The organism is Terrisporobacter sp. (assembly GCF_017888745.1).
GTDB lineage: Bacteria > Bacillota > Clostridia > Peptostreptococcales > Peptostreptococcaceae > Terrisporobacter.
This window is the reverse complement of the sequence record NZ_JAGHFM010000211.1, coordinates 1-10,410: the sequence shown is the minus strand read 5'-3', so window position 1 is coordinate 10,410 and position 10,410 is coordinate 1. Positions and strand designations below refer to the sequence as shown.

Annotated in this window: 12 protein-coding genes and 1 tRNA gene; 9 read left to right on the top strand and 4 right to left on the bottom strand. The window is 25.5% G+C overall.

Annotated elements, in window-relative coordinates:
• Both J7G74_RS16805 and J7G74_RS10170 read left to right on the top strand, forming a co-directional pair.
• On the top strand, positions 1 to 164 hold a 164-nt coding region (locus J7G74_RS16805; protein ID WP_297134876.1), incomplete at its 5' end, for a (2Fe-2S)-binding protein.
• 249 nt (positions 165 to 413) lie between these two features.
• Positions 414 to 986 (top strand): PepSY domain-containing protein, encoded by a 573-nt coding sequence (locus tag J7G74_RS10170; protein WP_297134874.1) that lies wholly within the window; start codon positions 414 to 416, stop codon positions 984 to 986.
• 157 nt (positions 987 to 1,143) lie between these two features.
• On the opposite strand, the gene J7G74_RS10165 is transcribed toward J7G74_RS10170, so the two are convergent.
• Positions 1,144 to 1,464: a (2Fe-2S)-binding protein gene (locus J7G74_RS10165; RefSeq protein ID WP_297134873.1), complete on the bottom strand. Its 321-nt coding sequence runs from the start codon at positions 1,462 to 1,464 to the stop codon at positions 1,144 to 1,146.
• Between the two features lie 280 nt (positions 1,465 to 1,744).
• Between J7G74_RS10165 and J7G74_RS10160 the strand changes: the two genes are divergently transcribed.
• From J7G74_RS10160 to J7G74_RS10130, 7 genes are all read left to right on the top strand, one after another.
• Complete coding sequence (locus J7G74_RS10160) at positions 1,745 to 3,196, top strand: protein kinase domain-containing protein (RefSeq protein WP_297134871.1); 1,452 nt, start codon at positions 1,745 to 1,747, stop codon at positions 3,194 to 3,196.
• Between the two features lie 233 nt (positions 3,197 to 3,429).
• Positions 3,430 to 3,873, top strand: a complete 444-nt coding sequence (locus tag J7G74_RS10155) for a MarR family winged helix-turn-helix transcriptional regulator (protein WP_297134870.1) — start codon at positions 3,430 to 3,432, stop codon at positions 3,871 to 3,873.
• Between the two features lie 93 nt (positions 3,874 to 3,966).
• The gene (locus J7G74_RS10150) at positions 3,967 to 4,848 is read left to right on the top strand and encodes a pirin family protein (RefSeq protein WP_297134868.1); all 882 of its coding nucleotides are present in this window, start codon (positions 3,967 to 3,969) and stop codon (positions 4,846 to 4,848) included.
• 193 nt (positions 4,849 to 5,041) lie between these two features.
• Positions 5,042 to 5,167: a hypothetical protein gene (locus tag J7G74_RS10145; protein ID WP_297134867.1), complete on the top strand. Its 126-nt coding sequence runs from the start codon at positions 5,042 to 5,044 to the stop codon at positions 5,165 to 5,167.
• Between the two features lie 174 nt (positions 5,168 to 5,341).
• Positions 5,342 to 5,887 carry a hypothetical protein gene (locus J7G74_RS10140; protein ID WP_297134863.1) on the top strand — a complete coding sequence of 182 codons (546 nt, stop codon included), beginning with the start codon at positions 5,342 to 5,344 and terminating at the stop codon, positions 5,885 to 5,887.
• 195 nt (positions 5,888 to 6,082) lie between these two features.
• Positions 6,083 to 7,528 carry a ComEC/Rec2 family competence protein gene (locus tag J7G74_RS10135; protein WP_297134860.1) on the top strand — a complete coding sequence of 482 codons (1,446 nt, stop codon included), beginning with the start codon at positions 6,083 to 6,085 and terminating at the stop codon, positions 7,526 to 7,528.
• 97 nt (positions 7,529 to 7,625) lie between these two features.
• Positions 7,626 to 7,701, top strand: a tRNA-Met gene (locus J7G74_RS10130).
• 143 nt (positions 7,702 to 7,844) lie between these two features.
• On the opposite strand, the gene J7G74_RS10125 is transcribed toward J7G74_RS10130, so the two are convergent.
• From J7G74_RS10125 to J7G74_RS10115, 3 genes are all read right to left on the bottom strand, one after another.
• Positions 7,845 to 8,702, bottom strand: coding sequence for an SH3 domain-containing protein (locus J7G74_RS10125; RefSeq protein ID WP_297134859.1), 858 nt, complete (start codon positions 8,700 to 8,702; stop codon positions 7,845 to 7,847).
• Between the two features lie 438 nt (positions 8,703 to 9,140).
• Entirely contained in the window at positions 9,141 to 10,001 is an 861-nt protein-coding gene (locus tag J7G74_RS10120) for a YitT family protein (RefSeq protein WP_297134857.1), read from the bottom strand.
• 216 nt (positions 10,002 to 10,217) lie between these two features.
• On the bottom strand, positions 10,218 to 10,370 hold the full coding sequence (locus J7G74_RS10115) for a hypothetical protein (protein WP_297134855.1): 153 nt from the start codon (positions 10,368 to 10,370) through the stop codon (positions 10,218 to 10,220).
• Positions 10,371 to 10,410 lie beyond the last annotated feature (40 nt).

Sequence of the window (10,410 nt, the reverse complement as noted above, 5' to 3'; positions counted from 1 at the left end):
TACAAAATGTTTGTAAGTGCCAAAATATATCAGTAAATGAAGTAGTAGAAGCAGTTAAAAATGGAGCAGATACATTAGAAAAAGTAATGGATGAGACAAAAGCAGGTACAGGATGTGCTAGATGTAGAGGAATTATAGAGAATATTATAGAGAATAAAAGATAATTAAATATGAAGATTTTGTCCCAAAAATTTATAATAAACGTAAAAATTTAAAAACTATAATAAATGAACCTTATTTTAAAGCTCCAAAATGATTTTACTAAATTTGATGTAAAGCACCTTGATTTGACTTAATTCAATAAATTTATAATTTTATTTTTGTAAAAACTTATACTAATATTATTATAAATAATTATATTTTATTGTACTTGTGGGTAAATATAATTTAAAACTTATAAAAAGGAGAATGATATGAAAAAAACATTAGTAGCAACACTTATAATAAGTACAAGTATATTTTTGGTAGCATGTAATAATTCAACACCAGCTAAGAGTGAAAATAATAACACTTCACAGAAAACAGAAAGTAAAATAACAATAGAAAAAGCTAAAGATATAGCATTAAAGCATGCAAATTTAACAAATGATAAAGTAACTTTTATAAAAGCTGAAGAGGGCATTGATAATGGAGTGAAAAAATATGATATAGAATTTTACTCAGATAAAACAGAATATGATTATGAAATCAATGCGGATACAGGTGAAATTATAGAATATGATAAAGATGTAGAAGACTATACTATACCAACTAATCCAGATAATAAAACTAATAAAGCTAAAATAACTGAGCAAGAAGCTAAGGATATTGCTTTAAAACATGCTAAGCTTACAAGTGATCAAGTTAAATTTGATAAAGTTGAGTATGACAGTGACAATGGATTTGATAAGTATGATATAGATTTTTATTATAATAATCAAGAATATAGCTATGAAATAAATTCTCAAACAGGTGAAATTATATCTCATGGAGTAGAGAAAAAATAAACATGAAGTGCTTTTCTTCATCAAATTTATAACTAAAAACATTAAGTAGAAATTTTAAAGATAAGAAAACACCTTCTAGTAAAAGAACTTAGTAATCATACTAATGAAACTTCTACTAGAGGGGGATATTTTTGTGTTGTTCTAGCTATAAAATATATTATCTTTTTAAATCGATAACATTTTGAACTAATGCTTTACATCTACCACATGCAGAGCCAGCTTTAGTTACTTCAGCAACCTTTTCAACAGTATCACAACCATTGTTTACTGCATTTACCACTTCTTCTAATGATACTTTATGACATCCACATACTGACGCTAATATTTCTTCTATAGCTCCTGCACATCTACCACATCCAGTAGCAGCACCTGTCATTTCTTTAACCTCTTCTAAAGTTCTAGCACCATTTATCATTGCTTTTCTTATGTCTATGTAACTTACTTGTTTACAGTGACATATTATTCTGTCTCCAGCCATAATTATTCCTCCATAAAATACATTATTATAATGTTTACTTGTAATGTGAAATTAAACACTTTAATAAATATACCATAAATTGTAGATATTTAAACTAAAATTTTTAAAAATATAAACTAAATTTGTAATAAAAAAGTAAAATTATGTATTAAAGTAAGATAATGCAATACAATTTGTATTAAATAATTAAAAAACATAGAAATAAATTATATATTTACAAATACTATAAACTTGGTAAAATTATTAGTGTAAAGAAATTAGTATTCGAAGGGAAAGGATTATGAGGCGTTTTAATGAAACTTACAAAAAGAGACAGTTTATAAGTAGAAACGATTGGGCTGATACATATAAATCTATACATGCACAGACAGAAGAGACTGTAATATTAAAAGTTATATCAAATAGAAGTAAAAATGAAAAATATATAAATAATTTATTAAAAGAAGTAGAAGAATTAAAAAAAATAAAAAATTCTAACCTAACATCTGTTCATGAAATATTTAAATACGATGGAATAGGAGAAGCTCACTATTATTATATAGAAGGTGAGTATTTTAAAGGGATCACTTTAAAAGAAAAATTAAGTGATGGAAAATTTGAAAAGTATGAAGCTGTAAAAATACTTGGGCAATTAGCTAAAGCCTTAGAGAAATTTCATAATATGAGTAAATCTTTTGAAGTTTTAAATATTGAAAATATTCTTGTAAAGCCTAAGGGACCTAAAAATCCTAACGATATTGTAAAAATAGATATTTTATCATATTTAGAAAATCAAAGATTTGAAGCAGATTTACAAGAAAATATAGGTGATTTAGAAAAAGATGAATCTGACAAAGAAACAGATGAAAATAAATTTAGTCCAGATAAGGATATTTTTTCTTTAGGAGTTATTTTATATAGTTTATTAAGTGGAAAAACTTATTTTGAAAAGGAAAAATACAAAAAAGATATAAATGATGAAAACCTATTAAAAATTATTGAAAAATCTACTAATAAAGAATTACCAAAGAGATATACTAATTTAAGTATATTTATAAATGATCTTAAATCTTACTTAGACAATGGGGAATTAATAAGTGACACTTATGAATATTATGAAGAAAGTTTAGATAATAAGAACTATAAAAAAGATAAACCTAAAAAGAAAAAGTTTAAAAAAGTGTTAGGTGTTTGTGTATTACTTCTTTTATTAGGTACAATTAGTATTAAAGGATTTGATTTATTAAATAAAATTAATATTAATAATTATATATCAGTTGATGATATAAAACAAGATGATAATGATACTAAAAAAGAAGAGAAAAAATCTAATGAAGAAGAACAAAATGAAGAAGAAAAAGTAGATAAATCAAAAAATGATAAGTCTACTACTTCAAATAATAGTAATACTAATAAACAAAACGAAAACAAAAATTCAAATAATAGTAATAATTCAAATAACAATAAGAACTCAAATAATAATATTAATTCAAGTACTACAAATAACTCAAATAGCAATACAAGTAATAATGGTAGCAGTTCAAACAGTAGCAATACTAGTACAGAGAAGCCAAGTAATCCAGAAAATAATACAAATTCAGGTAGTACAAATAGTGAACCTAACACGGAAAATGGTAATAATGGAGTACAAGAAAATCAAGGAGTTATAACACCAGATAATTCTACTAACAGTGGTAATAATGGAAGTGAAGGTAGTATTACTGAGACTCCTAGTGATGAATCACAGGAATAGTATAATATTAATAAAATAAAAAGCATGTTATTATATAAATAAATTAAATAATAATATGCTTTTTATATTTTAAGTGATTATAAATTATCCGAATTTTGGATAATCTATAATCAAAACTGATATTTGAGCAACAAATGCAGTCATTAACCACATGAAGTTGAGCGCACACTCACTAGTTTAAACAAAATGAATTTTTATTTGACAATATCACTAATTAGTGATATATTGGGTATATGGAAAATATAAAAAAATTAATAGAAGAAAATTATTTAGAACTATCTACTTTAATAGTATTTACAAGAGCAGAGCATGCAATTCATAAAAAAGAGTTTGAAATAATTAAAAAAAGTGGTTTGACAGTAGCTCAATTTGGAGTTTTGGAAGCTTTATACAATAAGGGAGATTTAAAGATTTATGAGTTAATAGAAAAAATATTAACTACATCTGGAAATATAACTATAGTCATAAAAAATTTGGAGAAGGATGGATTAATAAGAAAGAACCAAGATCCTAATGATAAAAGATCTTGTATAATATCATTAACGGAGAAAGGAAAAAATGTTATAGAATCTATTTTACCTGAGCATATTAATAATATTAAAAGCATTTTTGATATTTTAACCAAAGAAGAAAAAGCTACATTAAAAGTTATTCTTAAAAAGTTTAAAAACTTATAGTAAATATCACCAATAAGTGATATTTTTTTAAAAATATATCACTAATTAGTGATATATTAATTAGAGAATTAAATAAAGAAAGGAATTAAGAAAATGAAAAAATTTAGAACTATAGAAAATATATTTAAAGGATCACAACCTCATATGGTGGGAGATGGTTTTAGAGTATCTCAATACTTACCATCACAAATTAATAGTATGAATCGTTTATCGCCATTTTTATTATTAGATTATCATGCACCATATTATTACGAGCCATCAACATATACTCGTGGCGTTGGAGCCCACCCTCATCGTGGTTTTGAAACTGTAACAATAGCCTACGATGGAAAGGTTGAACATCATGATAATAAAGGAAATCACGGAATTATAGGTCCTGGAGATGTTCAATGGATGACCGCAGCATCAGGTGTAATGCATAAGGAATATCATGAAGCTGAGTTTAGTAAAAAAGGTGGCACACTTCACATGATTCAACTTTGGGTTAACTTACCGAGAGATAAAAAGATGATAGAACCTAAGTATCAAGCATTATTAAAAGGTGAAATGGGAGCTATTGAGCTTGAAGACAATCAAGGAGAAATAAGTATAATTGCTGGTGAAGTTAACGGAGTGAAGGGACCAGCAAGTACATTTACTAATATAAATATTTATAATGTAAACTTAAAAAAACATGGTAAAGTAAATTTAAATGAGCCAAGTAACTTTAATACAGGAATGCTAATATTAAAAGGACAAGTGAAAGTAAATGAAGATAAAATATGCAAAGAAAGTGATTTTATTTTATTTGACAATATAGATGGTAGTATTTCAGTTGAATCTATGGATGAAGAAGCATTATTTATTGTATTAAGTGGAGAACCTATAAATGAGCCAATAGCTTCACACGGTCCATTTGTAATGAACACAAGAGAAGAAATATATCAGGCATATGAAGACTTTAGAAATAATAAATTTGGGAAAGAAGTATTTTAAAATGTATTAATTGAAAGTAGGCATTGAGCCTACTTTTTTACATACAAGGACATTATATTGACTTCAAACCTGTAGAAAACTCCTAGACTAAAGTATTATCAATACGTTTGAGAAGTTAGGTATTGGCTCTACTTGGATGCAAATGATAAGAAGGGAGTCTGAAAATAAAGATTCTTAGGTTTCTGTTTGAGAGATGCTTGCAATATCTAATAAGTATGGAGTTTTATATGTTATAGTTATTGGTCATAAAGATGAGAATAAGAATTCTTATGATGATAGTGATGTGAGTTTTGGAAAAGTTCATTATAATGTATGCTAAAACTTGTTAAATGTAAAAAATATTTATAATAAAAGAATATTTTAGGATAAACTTAAAAATATACTTTTATTAATTTTTAAGTACTACTAAAAAATCTAACTTTATGGTATATTATATCTTATCGTTTATCGAAATATATCGTATTTTGTAGAAAGTTAAGAGAGGAAATATACTGTGGAAATATTAAGATTTAAAGTAGAAGAATTTAATTTAGAAAATTTTATAGATTATTACAATGACAATATAGAAGAATTATTATATGATTTTCCAAATTATGTTTCAAGAATTTGTTTAATAGATAGAGATTATATGGATGTAGTAACTTTTGATGAAGATTATGAAAAACTACACCAATCTAGTGATTATATAGATTTATTAGAAAATGGAGAATATGCTCTTCATTTTGCTATAGGAAAAACTTATGAGGGTTCTGAAAAAATAGAGCTTATAGATGGTAGTAAATACTCACTGAATCATTATTTAGATGATATTTACGAAGATGATAATACAATAAAAGACATAGGCGATTTGAGCTTGAACGTTGATAATTTAATTGGATTGTTATTTGATTTTGAAGAAGAAGATAGAGACATAGTAGTTCATCCAGTTGATTTTGAACATGGTGGAGAAATAGCTCAACCTAGAATTAGAAAAGCTGATGACTGTGGAGACTTAGAAAATATACTGAAAAATATCTTAGAGAAATTTTTAACTGCATAGTTTTATAATAATTATATGTTTGATAATTCTAAAGACTTACTAATTAGTAAGTCTTTTTTTATTAAATAATTAAAGATAAAAATACAAAATGAAAAAGTTTTGACACTTAAGATGTTAAATTAATACAAAATTTGATACAAAAATAAGTCATAATAATGTATAATTTTTCATGTGAAAATATAAAAGGAGAAGGTTATGAAAAATTATATAGCAGGATTTAGAAGTAACAAAAAAAGAAATAAAAATATAGCAAAAGTTTATTACATATTAATTATGCTATTTTTTATGATAGGTTCATCGAAAAGTATAAATGATATATCTTTATGTTTACTACTTTTAGCAACACCGTCATTAGTACTTAATATAAAATATTTATTTGCAAAAAGAAATAAAAAACAAAAGAAAAAAATATTTATAAATACATTAACAGTATATTTAATTTTACTATGTGTGTTTTCTTTTACATTACCGAAAATAAATGAAACAAGTGCAGACTCACAGTTATTATCACAAGAAAGCATTAATAAAAAAAATTATACAAAAAAAGATAAAAATGAAGGAGAAACACCACAAGAAGCTACAATAAATGAAGTAACTGAAAATAAAGCTGAAATACACTTTATAAATACAGGCAACTCGGATGCCATACTCATAAAAGAAGGAAGTAAGGCTGCACTTATTGATGGTGGAGATAACGATGATGAAAATACAGTGGTTTCATACTTAAAGAAGCAAGGCGTAAAAGAGCTAGAATATATATTTGCAACGCATCCTGATGCTGACCATATTGGAGGACTTGATGCAGTAATAAATTCTATAGCGGTGAAAAATGTATATGTAAGTAATGGTGATGCCAATACAAAAACTTATGCAGATTTTATAAATGCAATATCTAACAAAGGACTAAATCCTAGTGTTCCTTTATTAAATAGTGAGTTTAAGTTGGAAAAATCTAAATTTAAAGTTTTATCAGTTGCCAACGAAAAAGAAGTAAATGATAATTCTATAGTATTAGAATATATAAATGGTAATGATAAAATTCTATTTATGGGGGATGCAGGGAGAGAAATAGAGAACAACATAAATACAGAAGATGTAGATTTATTAAAAATAGGCCATCATGGCTCTAGAACAAGTTCGGATCCAAGTTTTATAAGAAAAACAAATCCAGAGTATGCTGTAATTACTGTTGGTGAAAATAATAGATATGGTCACCCACATGAAGAAACAATGGATACATTAAAAAATAATAATATTGAAGTACATAGAAATGATGAATGTGGTGATATTATATTTATATCTACTGGAAAAGGATTAGAAGTAAATTGTAAGATAGGAAGTTATAATGTAGGTAATAAAAAACAAAGTTCTTCTTCATCTAGCAATAAAAATTATTCATCAAGTAATAAATATTCAGATACTACTAAAAATACTAATAATTTAGCAAGTTCACATACTTCTAAGGTGGAAGAAAGTGATAATATATCAGACTCAAGCAGTAGTGATATAGTTTACTGGACACCAAATGGTAAATCATATCATTTAACAAAGTCTTGTTCTACTCTTTCTAGAAGTAAAATTATAAATTCAGGTACAATATCACAATCTGGTAAAAATGATCCTTGTGATAGATGTATTTAAGTAAGTGAATTAATTAATCAAAATTAGGGAATACTTCTAGTAGGGTTGTTATATTATATTTATTATGCTATCATAATATTAATAAATATAATCATATCGCGGAGTGGAGCAGTTGGCAGCTCGTTGGGCTCATAACCCAAAGGTCACAGGTTCGAGTCCTGTCTCCGCAACCAATTATAAGTATGAATAAAAACTCTTATATCTTTAGATATAAGAGTTTTTTATATTTTAAGGAAATTATATTTTATGTGATTTGTAAATAAATAAAATATTAAATTTATAAATTAATCTTAAATTAAAAATTATGCAATACATCTTAATTTGCATCTAAGATAGCTTGACCTATATTATTGTAATAAGTCTGGTATTTAGATGGTATATGATGTATACCTTCCCAGTCTGGATATTTTAAATATCCATCGCTAGTTACTAATCCTTTACTTGAATCAATAATTAAAAGGTTAGATTTAGTTTCGCAGAATTTTTCTATTTCGTTATTGTATCTTGTGATATCATCTATAATACTAGTGGAGAAGTTCTTTCCAAGAGGATGAACTTTTTGCACATAAATTTTTTTATCAGGATATTTTGAAGTTAGCTTATCAAGCAAAGTTTTCATATCTTCAAGGGTTTCATCGTATTTATATGCTTTTATACCATTTACACCCAATAAAATAGTCACCCCTCTTACTTTAGAATTATTTGGCATTTGCTCGAAATTATCTAACCAATAAGAAGGAACAACTCCAGATTTAGCTCTTATATAATGATTTTTAGTGTTTGAATTGATTGTATCTTTCATAAATGCAGTATATGAATCACCAATAAATAGAAACCCATCTAAAGAAGCTGCAACATCATCTTTAGAAACATATCCGTATTCATTTTCATACTTAACTTTATACCATCCGTTTTTAGTTTCTCCAACTATTTCTACTGCATCATCCTTTTTATATTCTCCAATAAGATCATGAGAAGTAGAAGTTCCACTTCTTACATCTAAATTTGTAGTAATTACTTTTCCATTCTTAGAAGTAATTAAAACTGATTCTTTATTTAAACTTGATGGAGCATACGAATTTATTAGCGCTAAATTTATAGCGCAGAATATAACAAACAAAATTGCAATTAAAGCTAATACTTTAAACTTAGTTTTTTTTAACGATTCTACCATTATGAATGATTTCCTTCCGTATAATAATAGAATTTAGATTTAAATTCTATTATTAGTATATAATGTGAGAATCTGCAAATCAATAAATAAACTATTTACATATGAATTAATAAAATACAAAGTAATAATTAATCTAAATAGATAATACTTATTACATAATATATAATTTTAATAGAATATACTAGAAAAAATTATAATTATATCTATATCTTATATTTGTGTATGAAAAGAGATGTTATGGATATTATTTTTTAGGATATTTTTATTTGCAAGGAGATAGGGAGATTGAATGGTTAGAAAAATTAAATGTCTAAGTACGATTGAATGTTGTACTTAGACATTTAATTCTTATTATTTCTATTGTCTATTTGACAGGGACTAGTTCAATTATTTAATAATTTTTAAAATTTAAATATATAAAGTAAAATTAATTCAAATTTATGCACTAATAGGTGCAAATCCCTCACCGAATACTTCATGAACATCACTTACTATAATAAAAGCATCTTTATCAATCATTTTAATAAGTTTTTTAAGATGAACTTCTTGGTTTTTTCTGACTACTACTATTAGAACGCTTTTGTTACTATCTGAGTATCCACCTTTACCATCAATTATAGTTATACCTCTTTTAACCTCGTTTAATATTACATCTTTTAACTCTTTTTCTTTATTAGTTATTATCATAAACTTTTTAGAATAGTCAAATCCTGAAATCATAAAATCTATCATTTTAGCTATTATATAAAGGCTAATGGCAGAATATAAACCAGTTTCTATATTTTTATTTACTAATCCAGAAGATAAAACTACAGCACCATCAATAAATATTAGACACTTAGATATTGATATACTTGGTGCAACCTTATTTATCATAAGTGCTATTAAATCAGTTCCTCCAGTAGATCCATCTAATCTAAAAATAAGACCTTGTCCTAATCCTAAAATTAATGCTCCAGTAATTGCTGCTAATAATACATCTTCTGTTGCTATAATTTGAGATAGTGGTGATGTTAAATTTACGCAAACTGAAAGAAGTAATGTACCAGCTAGAGTTTTTAAAGCATTTAACTTTCCAAGGATTTTGATAGAAAATATAATTAATGGAACTCCAAGAGTAAGCATTACAGTAGATACTGATAGACCACTTATTTTACTTAAAATTACAGATAAACCACTAAGCCCCCCAGGTGCAATAGTATTAGGATTAAAGAACATGTTAATACTAATACTGATTAGTATACATCCCAAAATCATTCCTAAAAATTCAATTACGATTGATTTAAAATTTTTTGTCATATATTTCAACCTCCATGAAACATATTATAACAATATTAAGGAATAAATGCTAATATTTTACCATATTATTAAATATTAACTTTATTCAGAAAATTAAAAGAAGTAAATATAGTTAAAAAGTTAACTTGATAAAGATAGTAGTATCGCTACATTAGTGATTATATAAAAAGGGCTGTCTCTTTGAATGATTATATAATCATTTTGAGACAGCTTTTTTTAAAATAATGCAAAGAATTTGCAAACTAATAATATTACTAAAATTATTAAAGCTAATTTAAATACAAAAGATGTAATCAATTTTAATATATTAAAAGCTATACCGATTACAACTATTAAAAGACAAATTTTTAATATTAAATTTAAATCCATAATCATTTCTCCTACTTATAAAGTATTAAGTTCATAATGT

Excerpts from the sequence above, each read along its gene's own strand:
- J7G74_RS10115 (WP_297134855.1), bottom strand. The coding sequence starts at position 10,370 with ATGGATTTAAATTTAATATTAAAAATTTGTCTTTTAATAGTTGTAATC.
- J7G74_RS10135 (WP_297134860.1), top strand. The coding sequence starts at position 6,083 with ATGAAAAATTATATAGCAGGATTTAGAAGTAACAAAAAAAGAAATAAA.
- J7G74_RS10160 (WP_297134871.1), top strand. The coding sequence starts at position 1,745 with ATGAGGCGTTTTAATGAAACTTACAAAAAGAGACAGTTTATAAGTAGA.
- J7G74_RS10120 (WP_297134857.1), bottom strand. The coding sequence starts at position 10,001 with ATGACAAAAAATTTTAAATCAATCGTAATTGAATTTTTAGGAATGATT.
- J7G74_RS10165 (WP_297134873.1), bottom strand. The coding sequence starts at position 1,464 with ATGGCTGGAGACAGAATAATATGTCACTGTAAACAAGTAAGTTACATA.
- J7G74_RS10155 (WP_297134870.1), top strand. The coding sequence starts at position 3,430 with ATGGAAAATATAAAAAAATTAATAGAAGAAAATTATTTAGAACTATCT.
- J7G74_RS10145 (WP_297134867.1), top strand. The coding sequence starts at position 5,042 with ATGCTTGCAATATCTAATAAGTATGGAGTTTTATATGTTATAGTTATT.
- J7G74_RS10150 (WP_297134868.1), top strand. The coding sequence starts at position 3,967 with ATGAAAAAATTTAGAACTATAGAAAATATATTTAAAGGATCACAACCT.
- J7G74_RS10125 (WP_297134859.1), bottom strand. The coding sequence starts at position 8,702 with ATGGTAGAATCGTTAAAAAAAACTAAGTTTAAAGTATTAGCTTTAATT.
- J7G74_RS10170 (WP_297134874.1), top strand. The coding sequence starts at position 414 with ATGAAAAAAACATTAGTAGCAACACTTATAATAAGTACAAGTATATTT.